This is a genomic window from Sphingobium sp. TCM1, from assembly GCF_001650725.1.
Taxonomy (GTDB): Bacteria; Pseudomonadota; Alphaproteobacteria; order Sphingomonadales; family Sphingomonadaceae; genus Sphingobium.
In genome coordinates this window covers 1-17,186 of the sequence record NZ_LXVX01000018.1, presented here as the reverse complement: position 1 = coordinate 17,186, position 17,186 = coordinate 1, and the positions used below count along the sequence as shown (strand labels likewise).

The following is a 17,186-nucleotide window of genomic DNA, read 5'->3' as shown; positions in this document are numbered from 1 at the left end:
AGCGACACATGACCTGAAAATACATGGATCCTGTCGGCAGCGCCGCGCCGATCCCGGACGTGTGCCACCCAGCCATCCCGACCGGCGAGGATGCCAATTTGGCTGAAAGGGCAACTTGATCGCCGCGCATCAAGGCCCCACTCTATCGACATGGCCCGAAAATATCGGTTAGGGGCTGAATGACTCGCAGAAAGATTGAAGACGCCATGACCGAGATTTCGAACGTCCAGCCCGACACCCGCGCCGAAACGCTGCTCGACGCGCCCGACCGGGAGGTGGATGCGCGCGACGTCTTCGGCATCGATGTCGATATGAAGATCCCGGCCTTTTCCCAGGCGGACGAGCGCGTGCCGGACCTCGATCCCGCCTATGTGTTCGATCCCGACACCACGCTCGCGATCCTGGCGGGCTTTGCCTATAATCGCCGCGTCATGGTGCAGGGCTATCATGGCACCGGCAAGTCGAGCCATATCGAGCAGGTCGCCGCCCGCCTGAAATGGCCGTGCATCCGCATCAACCTGGATGCGCATATCAGCCGTATCGACCTGGTCGGGCGCGACGCCATCGTGCTCAAGGACGGCCAGCAGGTAACGGAGTTCCGTGAGGGGCTGCTCCCCTGGGCGTTGCAGCGGCCGGTGGCGCTGGTGTTCGACGAATATGACGCCGGCCGTCCCGACGTGATGTTCGTGATCCAGCGCGTGCTGGAAACGGACGGCAAGATGACGCTCCTCGACCAGAACCGGGTCATCCGGCCGAACCCGCATTTCCGCCTATTCGCGACCGCCAATACGGTGGGCCTGGGCGACACGACCGGCCTTTATCATGGCACGCAGCAGATCAACCAGGGCCAGATGGACCGCTGGAACCTGGTGGTGGCGCTGAACTATCTGCCCGCCGCCACCGAGGCGCAGGTGGTGCTGGCCAAGTCCGGCGAATATGATCATGAAGGCGGCCGCAAGGAAGTCGAGAGCATGATCAAGGTGGCGGAACTCACCCGCCAGGGCTTCATCAACGGCGACATTTCGACCGTGATGTCGCCGCGCACCGTGATCAGCTGGGCGCAGAATGCCCTGATCTTCAAGAATGTGGGCTTCGCCTTCCGCCTGTCCTTCCTCAATAAGTGCGACGAGGCGGAGCGGGCGCTGGTGGCGGAATATTATCAGCGCGTGTTCGGGAAGGATCTTCCCGAGAGCGTGGCGACGCGGGCGAACTGACGTTCGCCCTGTCCGACGGCAGGGAGACAAGGCATGATCGTCGTCGAACGGATCGACCCCAATGGCGGCACCGCGCACCGGATCAGCATCCGGGGGCATGAGTTGGTGGCGGACATGTCCGCTCCCGATGGCAATGATGCCGGCCCGGACCCGCATGACCTCTATGATTCGGCTTTGGGCGCGTGCAAGGCGATGACCATGCTCTGGTATGCGCAGAGGAACGGCATTCCGGTGGAGAATATCCATGTCGGCATCGTTCGCGACGCCAGCGAGGAGCGCAAGGGTATCTACAAGCTGACCACGCGGATCGCGCTGACCGGGCCGATGAGCGACGAGCAGCATGACAAGCTCATCGCCGTCGCCGCCAAATGCCCGGTCCACAAGCTGATGAGCGAGGTCGAGACGCAGATCGAGACGGTTGCCGTCCCGCGCATCGGCGAACCGGAACGGCCATGAGCGGCGAAGTCGTAATGGCCGGCGACCGGCTGCCACTGGCAAGCGCGTTCAATCTGCGCGATTTCGGCGGCCATGCGACCGCGGACGGGCGGACCGTGCGTCGGAAAATGCTCTATCGGTCGGGCACGATGGCGCTGCTGACCGACCGGGACGCAACCCAGTTGCGCGCCTTTGGCATCCGGGCGATCTGCGATTTCCGGCGCCCCAATGAACGCGAGGCGGAACCGACATCCTGGCATGGCGCGGACGTCGATTATTATTGCCGCGACTATCGCGAGACCAGCGGCGTGTTGGGCGAAGTCTTGCGCGCCGGCGCGGCTACAGCCGAGGATATGCGCGCGGCGATGATCGCGCTGTACCGCTCGATCGCGATCGATCATGCCGAATCCTATCGGGCGATGTTCCGTCAGATGCTGGCAGGACGACTGCCGATCCTTATCAACTGCGCGGCAGGTAAGGACCGCACCGGGGTCGGCGCGGCGCTGATCCTGGCGGCGCTTGGCGTACCGCGCGCAGCCATAGTGAAAGATTATCTGCTGACCAACGATCATGCCGACTGGGATTGGCGCCTCGCGCAAGGCGAATCGCGGCTGGCAGCCGCACGACGGGACCGCGCCGATGTGATCGCGCCGGTGCTGCACGCGGATGCCGCCTATCTGGATGCGCTGTTCGAGACGCTGGACGCCGACCATGGCGGAATCGATTGCTACATGGAGGATGTGCTGGGCGTTGACGCGCCGGCGCGCGAGGCGCTGCGCGAGGCATTGCTGATTCCATGATCGAACGTTCCCCCATCGACGCCTTCAAGGATGTGCTGTCCGGCGCGGCGCGTGCGATCACCCGCGACGCAGAAGTGGAGGTCGGCTTCACCGCCGATACCCCCCATGCCGCCGGCAAGGCGATCAAGGTGCCGACGCCCGGCCGTGCCCTGCCGGCCGATCAGGTGGCGCTGGCGCGCGGTTTTGCCGATGCCTATGCGCTGAAGCTGCGCCACCACAGCGCGAAGATACACGCCGCCTCGGCGCCGGGGGAAGCCGTGGCGCGCGCCGTGTTCGACGCGGTCGAGCAGGCGCGGGTCGAGGCGATCGGATCGCGCGCAATGGAGGGGGTGCGCGCCAACCTCAACCATGCGCTCGACCTGCGGCTCAAATCCGATGCGATCCGCCGGGCGCGATCCGCCGACGAGGTGCCGCTGTCGACCGCGCTGGCGCTCAAGGTGCGCGAGCGGCTGACCGGGCAGGCCATCCCCAAGGATGTCGCGCCGGGCGTCGCCATGGTCGACCAGTGGATCGAGGACAAGGCCGGCAGCGATCTCGACGCGCTGGCGCTGGCGATCGACGATCAGCGCGCTTTCCAGAAGCTGACCACCGCCATGCTGGAGCATCTCCAGTTGATCGACGCCGATGTCCCGCCCGACGCCGATGAACCCGAATCGCAGGATGAGGGCGAGGACGAGGAAGAGCAGCAGGAGGAAGGCGACAGCGGCCAGGACGAGGCCGGCGACAGCGACATGAACGCCGAGGCGCGCGCCGAGGACCAGGGCGGCGACACAGAGGACGGCGAGACCGACTATAGCGACGAGTTCGATGCCGACAGCGATGAAGGCGCGGACGATATGGGCGAGGAAGGCATGATGCCGGTCCGCCCCAACCGGCCCATGTCCGACCTGCCGCCCGGTTTCGACTATAAGGCATATACGCTCAAATATGACGAGGTCGTCAGTCCCGATGAACTGTGCGACGAGGATGAGCTGGTGCGGCTGCGCGGCTTCCTCGACCAGCAGCTGGTAAGTTTGCAAGGGGCGGTGACGAAGCTCGCCAACCGGCTCCAGCGACGCTTGATGGCGCAGCAGTCGCGCAGCTGGGACTTCGATCAGGAAGAAGGGCTGCTCGACGCGGCGCGACTGGCGCGGATCGTGATCGATCCCACCCGATCGCTGTCCTACAAGATCGAACGGGATACCGAGTTTCGCGACACGGTGGTGACGCTGCTGATCGACAATAGCGGCTCCATGCGCGGGCGCCCGATCAGCATCGCGGCGATCAGCGCCGACATCATGGCGCGCACGCTGGAGCGTTGCGGGGTCAAGACCGAGATATTGGGCTTCACCACGCGGGCATGGAAGGGAGGCCAGGCGCGCGAGGAATGGCTGGCCGCCGGGCGTCCGCCGATGCCGGGACGGCTGAACGACCTGCGCCACATCGTCTACAAGAAGGCCGACGATCCCTGGCGGCGCGCGCGCAAGAATCTGGGACTGATGATGCGCGAAGGGCTGCTCAAGGAAAATATCGACGGCGAGGCGCTGCTATGGGCTCATGCCCGGCTGATCGCGCGTCCCGAGGAACGCCGCATCCTGATGGTGATCTCCGACGGCGCGCCAGTGGATGACAGCACCCTGTCGGTGAACAGCGGTACCTATCTGGAGCGGCATCTGCGTCAGGTGATCGACTGGATCGAGAACCGGTCGCCGGTGCAGCTGGTGGCGATCGGCATCGGCCATGACGTCACCCGCTATTATCGCCGCGCCGTCACCATCATGGACGCGGAGCAGCTGGGCGGGACGATGGTGGAACAGCTTGCCGGGCTGTTCGACGAGGATTGAACCGCCGTTCGCGCTGATCTTGGCGAAGACGGGTGTGCGGGCTTCGGCCGGCTCGACCCGGACATTTATATTCAGGAGAGAGATGACGTGAGTGTCGCCTTTCGTCGCGAAAGCGATGACGAGCATATGGAGCCGAAGTTCGAGCTGCCGATCCCGCCCGGTCCCAATTGGGTGACGGCGCGGGGGTTGCGACTGACGCGGGAGAAGGTGGAGGCGCTGGAGAGCGTCGATACCGCCGCGATGGACGAAGAGGCGACCAAGAAGCACAAGCGCGAACTACGCTACTGGCGGACGCGGCTGGCAACGGCCGAATTGCGGCCGGTGCCCGATAGCGACAGTGTCGCCTTCGGCACGCGCATCACCTACCGGTTGAACAAACAGGAAAAGACGGTGGCGATCGTCGGCGACGACGAGGCCGATCCGCATCAGGGGCGAATCAGCTTCTCCTCCCCCCTCGCCCGCGCGGTGATGGATGCGGAAGTCGGCGAGAAGGTCGATTTTGCCGGGAAGGCAGAGGCTGTGGAAATCATGGCGATAACGGTGATCGGGGAGGACTGACCTTCCCCCGGGCGTGAAAAACCCGCCGGTTCGCACCAGCGGGTTTTCATCGCCATCGCGACGGCTTACGCCCCGCGCGCGGCCTCGAACAGGAACCAGGCGCGCTGCTCGGCCTGGTCGGTCCAGTCGTCGACAATGCCTTCTGTCGCATTGTCGCCGGCTTCGGTCGCGGCAGCCTTCACCGCGCGGAAGGTTTCGACCAGCGCCAGATTGTCGTCGCGCAGTTCCTTCAGCATGTCGGCCGGGCTGACGAAATCGGCGTCATTGTCGGTGACGCTCTGGCGCCGGGCGATGTCGCCGATGGACCGCAGCGTCGTATTGCCGGTCTTGCGCACACGCTCGGCGATAAGGTCGGTGACCGCCAGAATCTCTGCGGCCTGCTCATCGAACATGAGATGATAGTCGCGGAAATGCGGACCCGAAACGTGCCAGTGGAAATTCTTGGTCTTGAGGTAAAGCGCATAGCTGTCCGCCAGAGCGCCGTTCAGCGCGTCGGCGACCGACTTGACGGCGTTGCTCTTGAGGTCGGTCGGGGTCTTCAGATCGGGGGCGGTCATCCAATATCCTCCTGTTCGCGGATTTGATTTCGGACATATAATGATCGCGCGCCGAATAGGTGCCATTTTTTCGAATCGCAAATGCCGATCAGGCTGATGAAACGGATCGATCAGAGCAGGCTGGTCGCCGACAAGGCCAGCATCGCACCGGTCACGAGCAGCACCACCCCGCCCGTCCGGCGAATCGCGCGCAGCGGCAGGAGGGCGAGCAATTGCCCGCGCAGCAGCACGACCGGCACCAGCGCCGCGATCACGCCGATGGCGCCCCCGATCCCGGCCAGCGCCGGGTCGCCGGTGCGGGTGGCGATCCCCAGGATCAGGAATTGCGGGCCATCGCCGAACCCCAGGATGAAAAGGCCGAGCGCCGTGGTCAGGAAGGCGCCTGTCGGCCAGCCGTCCAGCATGTCGGGCGTGGAAACCCGCCAGAGCAGGCCGACGCCCAGAAACAGGATGGCGAGCGCCAGGAAAAGCAGTCGCGCGTCTGCGCCCAGCATCGGGCCGATCCAGCCGCCGGCGCAGGCCGATATGGCGGCATTGGCGATGGCGGCGGCGATGATGCCGACGATCACCGCACCGTCACGGTCATAGCGGGTCGCGAGCGCGAGGACGAGCAACTGGCTCTTGTCTCCCATCTCGCCGAGCAGGCAGCCGAGCAGGGCGATCAGCAGGGCGTCCATTAGGCGAGCGAAACGATCAGGCGCGGAGCGGGACGATGGCGGGCGATGCCGCGCGCGGGATCATCGGGACGATCAGGCTGACCGGCATCTCCGCGCCGATAGCCTCACGCAGCAGGTCGAGATAGGACAGCACCACCGGGCCGAGGCCATGCAGCGAGAGCGCCGATTCGAGCGTGCCCGCCAATCCCTCCACCGTATCGAGATGGAAGGCGCGCGCGATATGACGGATCTGGTCCACCTCATCATGGAGGCGCATCAGGGAGAGATGACCGCGCTGCCCCGCCAGCGCGTCGACCCGACGCAGGAGGTCCGTCAAAATGGCCGAAATCGGGTCATGCCGCATGGAGAAGCCCTCCTGTCCGTGATCCTCGCAGGCTAGGCGCAGGACGGTTAAAGCTACGTAAAGCCTAGGCCGAGCCTTGACAGGAAACCGAATCTGCCCCATGGGCCGCTGCTGAAACGGGGCGGTCCGCCACTCACCAATGGCGAGCCGCTTTTCTTTTTACGCAATTTACGACCAGGGAATAGGGCCATGGCCAAGCCGGCAACCGTCAAGATCCGTCTCGTCAGCTCGGCTGACACTGGCTTCTTCTACGTCACGAAGAAGAATCCGCGCACCAAGACCGAGAAGCTGAGCTTCCGCAAATATGATCCGGTCGCGCGCAAGCATGTCGAATTCAAGGAAGCCAAGATCAAGTAAGCCGCTGCGGGCTTTTCGCCCGCGCGCCTGATCATCCGGCTTTCGGAACATGCAAAAGGCCCGTCCCTCCGGGGAACGGGCCTTTTGCTGTTGGTCCCGATTTGCCAGCATGGCGGCCCCAACGAAAATGGGGCGCCCCCTTACAGGAGCGCCCCATTCCGCCCCCTTTCGCCAAGGAAGGGGGGTTATCAGTGCGGTCAGTTGCCGACCGGCTGGGCGTCGGTGCGGCGCACGACGATGGTCGAGGAACGCGGCTGCTGGCCCGCCACCGGCCAGTTGCCCGTGGGATGCTGGATATTGACGAAGAAGGTCTTGAGGTCGGGCGTGTAGGCAAGCCCGGTGATCTCGCAGCCCAGCGGCCCGACCAGGAAGCGCTTTGATTGCTTGGTCGTCTGGTCGATATGGAACATCGCATTATGGCCGAAGGCCTGATCGATGGTGGTGCCGGTCACGCCCGAATTGCCGGGGACGCTATGGTCGGTCTGGACCCACAGGCGCCCCTTGGGGTCGATGCGGATGCCATCGGGGCTGGAGAAGGTATCGCCCTTGATATCGCCTACCAGATTGGCGCCACCCGGAGCCAGCTTCGGATCGCCCGCCTGCAGGAAGATTTCCCAGCTGAACTTCATGGCCAGCGGCGAATTGCCGTCTTCCTTGAACTTGATGATGTGACCGTGAAGATTGGTGACGCGCGGGTTGGCAGGGTTGGTGACGCGACGGCCGCTATTGTTGGTCAGCGTCACGAAGATCGCGCTGTTGTCGGGCGCGACCGTGATCCATTCCGGGCGGTCCATGACGGTGCCGCCGGCGACGCGCGCCGCCGAGATGCAGTTGACCAGCACTTCGGCCTGGTTGTTGAAGTCGACCGGGGTCGGCGCCAGCGGCGTGGTACTCTGGCTGGTATTGCCCGGATCGGAGGCGCCGACGGTCAGGCCGTTCTGGCCATGCACCATCGCGCGCCATTCGCCGGTGCCGTCCGCATTGAAGCGGGCGACATAGAGGGTGCCATGGTCGAGCATGTCGATGTTCGCGGCGCGATTGCTGGCGCTGTAGGCGCGGTCGCACACGAACTTGTAGATGCAGCCCGGCGTGCCGTCATGGCCCATGTAGATGGCGACGCGATGGTCGCTGTTCGCCATATAGGCGGTGTTTTCATGATCGAAGCGGCCGAGCGCGGTGCGCTTGGTGGGAACGGCCAGTTCCTGATAGGGGTCGATTTCGACCACCCAGCCGTAATTTTCCTCCGGCTGGGTCGGATCGAGATAATTGTCGGTCGATTCCTCGCAGGTCAGATATGTGCCCCAGGGGGTGCGGCCGGACGCGCAGTTGTTGAGCATCCCCTTGATCGTGGGCGACAGCAGACCCGACGCCGGGCCGCTCGCCTTGTAGCTGCTGTTGCCGGTGTAGCGCTTGTTGAAGCGCGACCCGGCCTTGACCGCCCATTTGCCGTCCGTGCCCTTGGCGATTTCGACCACGCCAATGCCGACAGCCGACAGTGCCAGCGCCTTCTGGCTGGCGGTGGCAGTGGCGGCGTTGTAGCTGCCCGCCATCAGGATGTTGAAATCGGGATATTCGAAATTGATCGCGAGCAGGCCGCCACTGTTGGCATCGGTGCCCGACAGTTCGAAAAATTCCATGCCGTCATGATTGCCGCCGGCCCATTTCTCGGCGTCTGCCGGCGTCGGGTAGCTACCCGAATAGGGCGTGCCGGCCTCGATCGAATCACCCGCCTTCAGCAGCACGTCGACGGTATAGCCCGACGGCACCGTAACGGTGTCGTTCTGGTTGGCGGCGACCGACGCGAAGTTGATCGCATAGCTGTCCGTCGGCGTCGGGGTAGGCGTCGGAGTGGGCGTGGGGCTGCTCGAATCGTCATCGTCGCCGCAGGCCGCGAGCGCGCCCAGCATCGGCAGGATGGACAGGCCAAGGAGGCCGTTCTTCAGCACCGTGCGGCGCGCCGGATTGGCGGCGACGATCGCTTCCAGGCTGTTGTCGCCGAGTTCGATGCTGGACTGCGCGTCGCGATAGGGCGCGCGCGCCTCGTCGGTCAGATGAGACATGGATGATTACCCCTGTATGATCCGGCTGTCGGCGGAGCGCCGCGCCTTGGCGCAGGGGGTTGGCAGAGGGGAATGACGGCCACGCTTCCGAATGAAGGCGTCGCGATGAAAGCTGCATGACAGACCGGTGACCAAACTGTCGCCTTCGTTACGATCGCTACAGCAGCGCGTTCACCTGCTCGATGAAGCGCAGCACGGAAATCGGCTTCGACACATAGGCGTCGGCACCGGCGCCGCGGATCCGCTCCTCGTCGCCCTTCCCCGCATAGGCGGTGACGGCCATGATCGGCACGGTCGAAAGCCGCTCGTCGGCCTTGAGCGACAGGATGAGGTCATAGCCGCTGACATGGGGCAGATGGATGTCGGTGATGACCAGGTCGGGCAGGAAGTCGCGCGCCTGTGCCAGCACGTCGCGACCGTCGCGCAGCGGCAGCACGTCATGCCCATGGGCGCGCAGCAGGTCGCAAAAAAGTTTGAGATTAAGTTCGTTGTCCTCGACAACGAGCACACGCTTTGCCACCAGTCACCCGCAATTCCATATGAAGCGAGCCCCCGACCGCTTCCCCGCCAAAGGCCCATCATGCGACCCGACAGCCCGAATCGCAAGCCGGATAGCAGCGAAGACCCTGCGATGCTCGCCCTGCTGGCGCTGGGATGGACGCTGGCCGACGGCGCGCGGGCCGACCGGCTGCTGGCGCTGACCGGACTCGACGCCGGCGCGCTACGCGCCGGCGTGAGCGACCGGGCGATACTGGGCGCGGTGCTCAATTTTCTGGCCGACCATGAGCCGGACCTGATCGCCTGCGCCGAAGCGATCGACACCACGCCCGCCGCGCTGATCGCGGCGCAGGAGACATTGAGTCAATGACCCGCCCCCTCATCATCACCGACTGCGACGAGGTGCTGCTGCACATGGTCGTGCCGTTCCGCCAGTGGCTGGACGAGACGCACGCGGTCCATTTCGACATGCACGATCGCGGCTTCGCCGAAGCGTTGCGGCACAAGGACAGCGGCGAGGTGCTGGAACGCGAACGGGTCTGGTCGCTGCTGGTCGGCTTCTTCGACACGGAAATGCACCGGCAGGCGCCGATTTCCGGCGCGGTCGAGGCACTGGGGCGGCTGTCGCGGATCGCCGACATCGTCGTGCTGACCAATATCGGCGAGCGACATCATGGCGCGCGCGTCGCGCAACTTTCGGCCCATGGGCTGGATCTGCCCGTGCATTGGAACCAGGGCGGCAAGGGCCGACCGCTCGCCCGCATCGTGGCGGAACGGCAACCGAGCGTAGCATTATTCATCGACGATCTGGCCGAACATCATGACTCCGTCGCCCGCCACGCCCCCGACGTATGGCGACTGCACATGGTGGGCGAACCGGAAATCGCGCCCGGCGTGCCCGCCGCGCCCCAGGCTCATGCCCGGATCGACAATTGGGTCGACGCAGAGCGCTGGATCGTCGCGCGGCTCGCCGAAGGCCCCGCCCCTTTTCCCCTTCTTCCCCTTGATGGAGCCACAATATGAGCATCGAAGCCCGTCTCGCCGAACTCGGCATCACGCTGCCCCAGCCCGCTGCGCCCGTCGCCGCCTATGTTCCGACGGTAGAGGCCAATGGCCTGCTGCACATCAGCGGGCAAATCGCGCTGGCACCCGATGGCCTGATGACAGGCCGCCTGGGCGAGGATCGCGACCTCGACTATGGCGTCACCGCTGCGCGCGTGTGCGGCCTCAACCTGATCGCGCAGATGAAGGCCGCGCTCGGCACTCTCGACCGGGTCGAGCGGATCGTGAAGCTGGGCGCGTTCATTTCGAGCGCACCGACCTTCACCGACCAGCCGAAGGTCGCCAATGGCGCATCCGAACTGATGGTTGAGGTGTTCGGCGACGCGGGCAAGCACGCCCGCAGCGCCGTGGGCGTGCCGGTGCTGCCTCTGGGCGCGGTGGTCGAAATCGACGCGATCGTTCAGGTCGGGGCGCAGGCCTGACGATTTGCGCGCGTCCGGCCGCAGGCTCGACTTTCTCACCGCCCGCCCCTTTGCCCATCGCGGGCTGCACGGGCCGGAAGCGAGCGAAAATGGCATGGCGGCGTTCGACGCCGCCATCGCCGCCGGTCTCGGCATCGAATGTGACGTGCGGACAAGCCGGGACGGCGTCGCTTTCGTCTTTCACGACGCCAGGCTGGAGCGGATGGCCGGGCTTCAGGAGAACGTCGATTCGCTGGATGCTGTCCTTCTTGACGCGATCGCGCTGCCCGATGCCGGTTCGATCCCGCGGCTGTCCACGCTGCTGGAGCGGTGCAGCGGCCAAGTGCCGCTCCTTGTCGAGATCAAGGCGGACAAGCGACATGTGGCCGATCTTTGCGAATCGGTCGCGCGCGAACTTGCAGGTACGGATGCCGGACTGGCGGCCGTCATGTCCTTCAATCCCCATGCAGTCCGATGGTTCGCCCGTCACCGGCCGGAGACGGTCCGCGGGCTGGTGGTCACGCAGCAGGGCAAGGGTCGACTGCGGGGCCGGTTCGAGCGCACCCTTGCACTTTGGCTGGCGAGACCCGATTTCATCGCCTGTGACATTCGCGACCTGCCATCGCCCTTCGCGACCCGCGCCCGCAGAGGGGGACTGCCTGTGCTGACATGGACCGTGCGCAGCGACGAAGAGCGTACCCGCGCGGCGCGCCATGCGGATCAGATCATTTTCGAGCGCCCGCATGACTGAAGTTGTCGCGCGCGTTGCCGCCGGGGTTGCCGACCTGCCCAGGGATCAATGGGACGCCTGTGCCGGAACGGGCAATCCCTTCGTCAGTTGGGACTTCCTGACCGCACTCGAACGATCGGGCAGCGTTGGGACGACAAGCGGCTGGCAGCCGCTGCCGCTCGTCATAGAGGGGCCGGATGGGCGGATCGCTGCCGCCGCGCCGCTCTATGCCAAAAGCCACAGCCAGGGCGAATATGTGTTCGACCATGGCTGGGCCGATGCCTGGGAACGGGCAGGCGGGCGCTATTATCCCAAGATTCAGATCGCCGCCCCCTTTTCCCCGGTACCTGGTCCGCGCCTGTTGTTGCGTGATCCCGATGCCGCGCCTGCGCTGATCGCGGGAATAGAGACATTGGTGGAGCGCAACGGGCTGTCGTCAGCCCATGCGACCTTCATCGCGCCGGGCCAGTTGGCGCTGTTCGAGGCGGCCGGCTGGCTGGTCCGCGAGGACAGCCAGTTTCACTGGACCAACCGGGGCTATGCCGGCTTCGACGATTTTCTGGCGGACCTGTCCAGCGAAAAGCGCAAGAATATCCGCAAGGAGCGTCGGCGCGCGGTCGACGGGCTGGAGATCGTCCATCTGACGGGCGGCGACCTGACCGAAGCCCATTGGGACATGTTCTGGCATTTCTACCAGGATACCGGCGCGCGCAAATGGGGGCGGCCCTATCTGACCCGCGCCTTCTTCTCGATCCTGGGCGAGACGATGGCCGACAAGGTGCTGCTCATGCTCGCGCTGCGGGAAGGGCAGCCGATCGCAGGCGCGCTCAACCTGATCGGCGCGGACACGCTTTATGGCCGCTACTGGGGCTGCTCCGAAGACGTCCCCAACCTGCATTTCGAGCTATGCTATTATCAGGCGATCGACGCCGCCATCGCACGCGGGCTGCACAAGGTGGAGGCGGGCGCTCAGGGCGGGCACAAGCTGGCGCGGGGCTATGCGCCGGAACCGACATGGTCCGCGCATTATATTCCCGATGCGGGCTTCCGACGCGCAGTAGCCGAGTTTCTGGCGGCCGAGCGAACCGATGTGCAACGCGACCGGCAATGGCTGGCCGGACGAACGCCGTTCCGAAAGGGTAATTAGCTCAGGCAGCGCGCAACTGCGTCGCGGCGAGGACGGCACGCGCCTGGCGCTGGGCCTCGGCAATCTCGCGCGCGGTCATTTCCTCGGCGATCTCGGCGCGCATCGACTGACCTTCCTCGCTGCCGCGCAGCGCGGCCAGGTTGAACCATTTATGTGCCTCGATCAGGTCGATCGGCAGGCCGCTGGTGCCGCAGCTATAGGCAACGCCCAGGTCGAAACAGTCGTCCGCCGATCCGCCCGCAGCCCGCGACCGGCGGGCCTCCATCAGAAATTGCGCGCTCTTGATACTGTTGCCCATGATACCGATCCCCTGACTTCCGACTAACTCAATGGATGACCCTTTGGTTTTTCATGAAATGCAGCTTGGCCCGGCAGGCGATAAAAAATGGTTAACGTCTCGCTAGGCATATTGGGGACTGGATATGGTCGGTCGGGAGGGCGTCATGCGCCGCGCAGCGGCCGCGATAAAGACTGGCATCGCTGCGCCTTAGACCGCATAGGCTCTGCATGTCCCAGATCCCTACCCCCGGCGCGGCGCCGCGCGCCAAGGATATCGGCTTCCGCGAATTCGTGCTGCTGTGCGCCTGTCTGATGGCGATGAACGCGCTGTCGATCGATCCGATGCTGCCCGCACTGCCAGAGATCGGCCGCGATCTGGCCATCCCCTATCCCAATGACCGGCAACTCGTCATCAGCGTCTATTTCATGGGACTGGGGGTCGGCTCCCTGCTGTTCGGCATATTGTCTGACAGGTACGGGCGAAAGCGGGTTCTGGGCAGCGCCATGGCGCTGTTCATCGTCTCTTCCATCGCTTGCGCCAGCGCCCGGAGTTTCGAGATGATGCTGGCCGGTCGCGCCTGCGCCGGATTCTTCGCGGGCGCCAGCCGCGTGATCACCGTCGGCATCATCCGCGACCAGTTCAGGGGCGACGCCATGGCGCGCGTCATGTCGCTGATCTTCGCCGTGTTCATGCTGATTCCGGTCATAGCGCCCAGCTTCGGCCAGGCGATCCTTTGGGTCGCCCCGTGGCGCTGGATCTTCTGGGTTCTCGTCATTCTCGCCAGCCTGATCCTCTGCTGGATGCTGGCACGGATGCCCGAAACATTGCGCCCGGAAAACCGCGTCCAGATTACGCCAGGCGCGCTGCTCCATACGATCGGCACCGTCGTCCGTACGCGCAGCTCGATCGGCTACATGCTGGCGAGCGGCGTGGTGATGGGTGGTCTGATCGGCTTCATCCTGTCCATCCAGCAGATATTCTTCGATGTCTTCGACGCGCAGCATATCTTTCCGATCGGCTTCGCGATGATCGCCGGCTGCATGGGCATCGGCAGTCTCATCAACAGCCGCCTCGTGTCCCGCTTCGGCGCCCGCCGCATGAGCCAGAGCGCGCTGCTCGCCTTCATCCTCATCGCGGCGGTCCATCTGGCGGTGATCCTGGCCGGACAGGAGACGCTGACCACCTTCATGGCCTTGCAGGCGATGACCATGATGACGGTCGCATTCACCGCATCCAATTTCAGCGCGATTTCGATGGAGCCCTTCCACAAGGGCGCGGGCGCAGCTTCTTCCTTCCAGGCATTTCTGACGACTGCCGTGTCGAGCCTGCTCGGCAGCATCGTCGGCCGCGCCTTCGACGGCACCACCCTGCCCTTCACTGTCGGATTGCTGGTCTTCGGCTCGCTGTCCTTCCTGATTGTCGTCTGGGCGGAGCGGGGAAAATTGTTCACCCGGCCGCACCATGGTGCGCTCCGCGAATCCGACATCGACTTTCACTGACATAAAAAAAAACGGGGCGGTTTCCCGCCCCGTTCGATCCAGGAAGCTCAGGCGTCCTGTCCGCCCGGCGTATGCGCGCCCGGCATCGGCGGGACCGGCTGCGGCGGGATGCCCGCATCGTCTTCCGGCACATCCACCACGCCGCGGCCGACATGGCTGCGCTTGCGGCTATAGGCAAAATAGACGACGAGCCCGACGGTCGCCCAGCCCACGAACATCAGCTTGGTTTCGACGCCCAGGCTCCAGAACAGATAGGCGCAGCCCGCAATCGCGATCGGCGCGGTGACGTTGACCGCAGGCGTGCGGAACGGACGGGCCCGGCCTGCATCCGTCTTGCGCAGGACCATCACCGCGATCGACACCGCCGCGAAGGCGAAGAGCGTGCCCGAGTTGGAGATGTCAGCCAGGATGCCGACCGGGAAGAAGGCTGCGAACAGCGCGACGAAGATGCCGGTCAGGACGGTGATGACATGCGGGGTCTTGTAGGTCGGATGGACCTTAGAGAACATCGCGGGCAACAGGCCGTCGCGGCTCATGACGAAGAAGATGCGGGTCTGGCCGAACATCATCATCAGGATGACTGACGGCAGGGCAAGACCGGCTGCCAGGCCGAGCAGGTTGCCGATCTGCGGCCAGCCGATTTCACGCAGGGTCCAGGCCAGCGCCTCCTTCGAGCAGGTAACGGCTTCCGTGCCGGCGGCAGCCAGCGCCGCGCACTGCTGCGACAATTCGACCGAACCCGGGGCCAGTGCGATGCCACCTTGCGCGATCGGAATGCCGCCACCCGTCACCGGCTGCGCGCCGACGGTGCCGATCACGCCGGCCGCGACCAGCATGTAGAAGACGGTGCAGATACCGAGCGAGCCGATCAGGCCGATCGGCATGTTGCGCTGCGGGTTCTTGGTTTCCTCGGCCGCGGTCGAAACGGCGTCGAAGCCGACATAGGCGAAGAAGATCGAGGCCGCTGCCGCCGAGATGCCGGAGAAGCCGAGCGGGGCGAAGGGGGTGAAGCCATCCATGTTCATCACCGGCACCGACAGCACGATGAACAGCGACAGCGCCGCCACCTTGATCGCGACCAGCACCGCGTTGACGGTGGCGCTTTCCTTGGTGCCGATGACGAGGAGCCAGGTGACGAGCGCGGCGATGAGCATCGCCGGCAGATTGACCATGCCGCCGTCGAACGGGCCGCGTGTCAGCAGGTCGGGTATGTCGAGATGGAATGTGTGCTCGATTAGCCCCACCACATAGCCAGACCAGCCGACCGAAACCGCGCCGGCAGCCACCGCATATTCCAGGATCAGTGCCCAGCCGACCATCCAGGCGATCAACTCACCCATGACTGCATAGCTGTACGTATAGGCCGACCCGGAAACCGGGACCATCGCGGCCATTTCCGCATAGCAGAGCGCCGCCACGGCGCAGACGAAGCCGGCGATGACGAAGGAGAGCATCATGCCCGGCCCCGCCTTTTGCGCGGCTTCGGCCGTCAGGACGAAGATGCCGGTACCGATCACGGCGCCGATGCCCAGCATGGTGAGCTGGAATGCCCCCAGCGAGCGATGCAGCGATTTCTTCTCTGCCGTCGCCAGGATGGCGTCCAGAGGCTTAACGCGCCCGAATATCATGAAGACCTCTTGTTTCCCTAGTCCGGCACGTCACCGGACGTACCCCTTTTGCTTATGGGAAGCGGAGACTATCGCCTAATCCGGCGCGCGCAAGTATGTTGCGCGGCCATGACATGAAAGTGGAAAGGGTCGACGTGGTCGAACTGCTGAAGGCACGGGCGTTTGGGAATTTGCCGCACGGTTTTGCGGGACGGACGGGCGGCGTGTCGACCGGTCTCTACGCGGGGCTCAATGTCGGACTTGGCTCGGATGACGATCGGGGCGCGGTCCGGCGCAATCGGGATCTGGCGCGAGATGCTGTTTTGCCTGGCGTGGAGCTGGTTACGGTCCGCCAGATCCATTCCGCTGACGTCGTGCGGGTGAGCCACGGCTTTGCGGACGATGCAAGACCGGCGGCGGACGCACTGGTGACCGACCAGCCTGGCCTGTTGCTCGGAATATTGACCGCCGACTGCGTACCGGTGCTGTTCGCCGATGTGGAGGCGGGCGTCGTGGGGGCGGCCCACGCAGGGTGGAAGGGCGCGATCGGAGGGGTGACCGACGCGACGCTGGCTGCGATGGTGTCGCTGGGCGCGCAGCGGGAACGGATAGGTTGTGCGATCGGTCCTTGCATCGGCCGGCCATCCTACGAAGTGACAATGGATTTCGCGCATCGCTTCACCGACGCCGATGCGGAGAATGATCGCTTTTTTTCCGAAGGGCGGCCCGGGCATCTTCAATTCGACATAGCGGGCTATGTTGCCGCGCGCCTTGCGGCGTCGGGCGTAGGGCGGGTGGAAATGCTGGACGAAGATACCTACAGCCAGCCGGACCGCTTCTTCAGCTATCGGCGCTCCTGCCGTCTGGGCGAGCCGGGTTATGGTCGTCAGATATCGATGATCGGTTTGCCACGCTGAATTGCGCGGGTCGAGTGCTCCTGGTGGCGGGCAATAAAAAACCCGCCACTGGGGCGGGTCCTTTCAAGATTGCAACTCTCTGCGGAGATCTGCAATTTCATTTTGGTTGCGGGGGCAGGATTTGAACCTGCGACCTTCAGGTTATGAGCCTGACGAGCTACCGGGCTGCTCCACCCCGCGACGTTGTTCTGCCTGAGGAGGCAGTTTTTTGCAGCAAAAAG

General features: G+C 64.7%; 20 protein-coding genes and 1 tRNA gene. 13 read left to right on the top strand and 8 right to left on the bottom strand.

From position 1 onward, the window contains the following. The first annotated feature begins 206 nt into the window (after positions 1 to 206). The 5 genes from cobS to A7Q26_RS14205 all read left to right on the top strand — a co-directional run bounded on the left by cobS (position 207) and on the right by A7Q26_RS14205 (position 4,830). Positions 207 to 1,214 (top strand): cobaltochelatase subunit CobS, encoded by a 1,008-nt coding sequence (cobS, locus tag A7Q26_RS14225; RefSeq protein ID WP_066860852.1) that lies wholly within the window; start codon positions 207 to 209, stop codon positions 1,212 to 1,214. Between the two features lie 33 nt (positions 1,215 to 1,247). After that, on the top strand, positions 1,248 to 1,670 hold the full coding sequence (locus A7Q26_RS14220; protein WP_066860849.1) for an OsmC family protein: 423 nt from the start codon (positions 1,248 to 1,250) through the stop codon (positions 1,668 to 1,670). Then, on the top strand, positions 1,667 to 2,449 hold the full coding sequence (locus A7Q26_RS14215) for a tyrosine-protein phosphatase (RefSeq protein ID WP_066860846.1): 783 nt from the start codon (positions 1,667 to 1,669) through the stop codon (positions 2,447 to 2,449). The genes A7Q26_RS14220 and A7Q26_RS14215 overlap by 4 nt, the downstream gene beginning before the upstream one ends. After that, complete coding sequence (gene cobT / locus A7Q26_RS14210; protein WP_066860843.1) at positions 2,446 to 4,272, top strand: cobaltochelatase subunit CobT; 1,827 nt, start codon at positions 2,446 to 2,448, stop codon at positions 4,270 to 4,272. Before A7Q26_RS14215 ends, cobT begins: the two co-directional genes overlap by 4 nt. Before the next feature lie 87 nt (positions 4,273 to 4,359). Then, the gene (locus A7Q26_RS14205) at positions 4,360 to 4,830 is read left to right on the top strand and encodes a GreA/GreB family elongation factor (protein WP_066860841.1); all 471 of its coding nucleotides are present in this window, start codon (positions 4,360 to 4,362) and stop codon (positions 4,828 to 4,830) included. Positions 4,831 to 4,895: 65 nt separating this feature from the next. Here the strand turns inward: A7Q26_RS14205 and A7Q26_RS14200 are convergent, their stop codons facing one another. The 3 genes from A7Q26_RS14200 to A7Q26_RS14190 all read right to left on the bottom strand — a co-directional run bounded on the left by A7Q26_RS14200 (position 4,896) and on the right by A7Q26_RS14190 (position 6,407). After that, positions 4,896 to 5,387 (bottom strand): Dps family protein, encoded by a 492-nt coding sequence (locus tag A7Q26_RS14200; RefSeq protein ID WP_066860839.1) that lies wholly within the window; start codon positions 5,385 to 5,387, stop codon positions 4,896 to 4,898. Positions 5,388 to 5,497: 110 nt separating this feature from the next. After that, positions 5,498 to 6,064: a TMEM165/GDT1 family protein gene (locus tag A7Q26_RS14195; RefSeq protein WP_066860836.1), complete on the bottom strand. Its 567-nt coding sequence runs from the start codon at positions 6,062 to 6,064 to the stop codon at positions 5,498 to 5,500. A 16-nt stretch (positions 6,065 to 6,080) separates the two neighbouring features. Beyond that, positions 6,081 to 6,407, bottom strand: a complete 327-nt coding sequence (locus tag A7Q26_RS14190; protein WP_066860833.1) for a hypothetical protein — start codon at positions 6,405 to 6,407, stop codon at positions 6,081 to 6,083. A 189-nt stretch (positions 6,408 to 6,596) separates the two neighbouring features. Between A7Q26_RS14190 and rpmG the strand changes: the two genes are divergently transcribed. Then, positions 6,597 to 6,764: a 50S ribosomal protein L33 gene (gene rpmG / locus A7Q26_RS14185; RefSeq protein WP_021226203.1), complete on the top strand. Its 168-nt coding sequence runs from the start codon at positions 6,597 to 6,599 to the stop codon at positions 6,762 to 6,764. A 197-nt stretch (positions 6,765 to 6,961) separates the two neighbouring features. Here rpmG and A7Q26_RS14180 read toward each other — a convergent pair whose 3' ends face one another. Then, positions 6,962 to 8,824, bottom strand: coding sequence for a PhoX family protein (locus tag A7Q26_RS14180; RefSeq protein ID WP_066860830.1), 1,863 nt, complete (start codon positions 8,822 to 8,824; stop codon positions 6,962 to 6,964). A 157-nt stretch (positions 8,825 to 8,981) separates the two neighbouring features. Beyond that, positions 8,982 to 9,344: a response regulator gene (locus tag A7Q26_RS14175; RefSeq protein ID WP_198162944.1), complete on the bottom strand. Its 363-nt coding sequence runs from the start codon at positions 9,342 to 9,344 to the stop codon at positions 8,982 to 8,984. Between the two features lie 60 nt (positions 9,345 to 9,404). Between A7Q26_RS14175 and A7Q26_RS14170 the strand changes: the two genes are divergently transcribed. From A7Q26_RS14170 to A7Q26_RS14150, 5 genes are read left to right on the top strand one after another with little or no spacing between them, the layout of a single operon-like run. Continuing rightward, the gene (locus A7Q26_RS14170; RefSeq protein ID WP_066860824.1) at positions 9,405 to 9,692 is read left to right on the top strand and encodes a DUF3572 family protein; all 288 of its coding nucleotides are present in this window, start codon (positions 9,405 to 9,407) and stop codon (positions 9,690 to 9,692) included. After that, positions 9,689 to 10,345 (top strand): hypothetical protein, encoded by a 657-nt coding sequence (locus A7Q26_RS14165; RefSeq protein WP_066860821.1) that lies wholly within the window; start codon positions 9,689 to 9,691, stop codon positions 10,343 to 10,345. The genes A7Q26_RS14170 and A7Q26_RS14165 overlap by 4 nt, the downstream gene beginning before the upstream one ends. After that, a complete protein-coding gene (locus tag A7Q26_RS14160) occupies positions 10,342 to 10,806 on the top strand; it encodes a RidA family protein (protein WP_066860818.1) in 465 nt (154 codons plus the stop codon). The genes A7Q26_RS14165 and A7Q26_RS14160 overlap by 4 nt, the downstream gene beginning before the upstream one ends. Before the next feature lie 4 nt (positions 10,807 to 10,810). Further along, a complete protein-coding gene (locus A7Q26_RS14155) occupies positions 10,811 to 11,536 on the top strand; it encodes a glycerophosphodiester phosphodiesterase family protein (protein WP_066860815.1) in 726 nt (241 codons plus the stop codon). Continuing rightward, complete coding sequence (locus tag A7Q26_RS14150) at positions 11,529 to 12,662, top strand: GNAT family N-acetyltransferase (protein WP_066860812.1); 1,134 nt, start codon at positions 11,529 to 11,531, stop codon at positions 12,660 to 12,662. The genes A7Q26_RS14155 and A7Q26_RS14150 overlap by 8 nt, the downstream gene beginning before the upstream one ends. Position 12,663: 1 nt before the next feature. Here the strand turns inward: A7Q26_RS14150 and A7Q26_RS14145 are convergent, their stop codons facing one another. Then, the gene (locus A7Q26_RS14145) at positions 12,664 to 12,960 is read right to left on the bottom strand and encodes a hypothetical protein (protein ID WP_066860809.1); all 297 of its coding nucleotides are present in this window, start codon (positions 12,958 to 12,960) and stop codon (positions 12,664 to 12,666) included. 209 nt (positions 12,961 to 13,169) lie between these two features. On the opposite strand from A7Q26_RS14145, the gene A7Q26_RS14140 reads away from it, so the two are divergent. Then, the gene (locus A7Q26_RS14140; protein ID WP_066860806.1) at positions 13,170 to 14,441 is read left to right on the top strand and encodes a multidrug effflux MFS transporter; all 1,272 of its coding nucleotides are present in this window, start codon (positions 13,170 to 13,172) and stop codon (positions 14,439 to 14,441) included. A 47-nt stretch (positions 14,442 to 14,488) separates the two neighbouring features. Here the strand turns inward: A7Q26_RS14140 and A7Q26_RS14135 are convergent, their stop codons facing one another. Next, complete coding sequence (locus A7Q26_RS14135) at positions 14,489 to 16,069, bottom strand: amino acid permease (RefSeq protein WP_066860803.1); 1,581 nt, start codon at positions 16,067 to 16,069, stop codon at positions 14,489 to 14,491. A gap of 134 nt (positions 16,070 to 16,203) precedes the next feature. On the opposite strand from A7Q26_RS14135, the gene pgeF reads away from it, so the two are divergent. Further along, positions 16,204 to 16,965, top strand: a complete 762-nt coding sequence (pgeF, locus tag A7Q26_RS14130) for a peptidoglycan editing factor PgeF (protein ID WP_066861075.1) — start codon at positions 16,204 to 16,206, stop codon at positions 16,963 to 16,965. A 103-nt stretch (positions 16,966 to 17,068) separates the two neighbouring features. Here the strand turns inward: pgeF and A7Q26_RS14125 are convergent. Then, positions 17,069 to 17,145, bottom strand: a tRNA-Met gene (locus tag A7Q26_RS14125). Positions 17,146 to 17,186 lie beyond the last annotated feature (41 nt).

Excerpts from the sequence above, each read along its gene's own strand:
- A7Q26_RS14220 (WP_066860849.1), top strand. The coding sequence starts at position 1,248 with ATGATCGTCGTCGAACGGATCGACCCCAATGGCGGCACCGCGCACCGG.
- cobT (WP_066860843.1), top strand. The coding sequence starts at position 2,446 with ATGATCGAACGTTCCCCCATCGACGCCTTCAAGGATGTGCTGTCCGGC.
- cobS (WP_066860852.1), top strand. The coding sequence starts at position 207 with ATGACCGAGATTTCGAACGTCCAGCCCGACACCCGCGCCGAAACGCTG.
- A7Q26_RS14170 (WP_066860824.1), top strand. The coding sequence starts at position 9,405 with ATGCGACCCGACAGCCCGAATCGCAAGCCGGATAGCAGCGAAGACCCT.
- A7Q26_RS14190 (WP_066860833.1), bottom strand. The coding sequence starts at position 6,407 with ATGCGGCATGACCCGATTTCGGCCATTTTGACGGACCTCCTGCGTCGG.
- A7Q26_RS14145 (WP_066860809.1), bottom strand. The coding sequence starts at position 12,960 with ATGGGCAACAGTATCAAGAGCGCGCAATTTCTGATGGAGGCCCGCCGG.
- A7Q26_RS14140 (WP_066860806.1), top strand. The coding sequence starts at position 13,170 with ATGTCCCAGATCCCTACCCCCGGCGCGGCGCCGCGCGCCAAGGATATC.
- A7Q26_RS14195 (WP_066860836.1), bottom strand. The coding sequence starts at position 6,064 with ATGGACGCCCTGCTGATCGCCCTGCTCGGCTGCCTGCTCGGCGAGATG.
- A7Q26_RS14160 (WP_066860818.1), top strand. The coding sequence starts at position 10,342 with ATGAGCATCGAAGCCCGTCTCGCCGAACTCGGCATCACGCTGCCCCAG.
- A7Q26_RS14200 (WP_066860839.1), bottom strand. The coding sequence starts at position 5,387 with ATGACCGCCCCCGATCTGAAGACCCCGACCGACCTCAAGAGCAACGCC.
- A7Q26_RS14165 (WP_066860821.1), top strand. The coding sequence starts at position 9,689 with ATGACCCGCCCCCTCATCATCACCGACTGCGACGAGGTGCTGCTGCAC.
- rpmG (WP_021226203.1), top strand. The coding sequence starts at position 6,597 with ATGGCCAAGCCGGCAACCGTCAAGATCCGTCTCGTCAGCTCGGCTGAC.
- A7Q26_RS14150 (WP_066860812.1), top strand. The coding sequence starts at position 11,529 with ATGACTGAAGTTGTCGCGCGCGTTGCCGCCGGGGTTGCCGACCTGCCC.
- A7Q26_RS14135 (WP_066860803.1), bottom strand. The coding sequence starts at position 16,069 with ATGATATTCGGGCGCGTTAAGCCTCTGGACGCCATCCTGGCGACGGCA.
- A7Q26_RS14215 (WP_066860846.1), top strand. The coding sequence starts at position 1,667 with ATGAGCGGCGAAGTCGTAATGGCCGGCGACCGGCTGCCACTGGCAAGC.
- A7Q26_RS14180 (WP_066860830.1), bottom strand. The coding sequence starts at position 8,824 with ATGTCTCATCTGACCGACGAGGCGCGCGCGCCCTATCGCGACGCGCAG.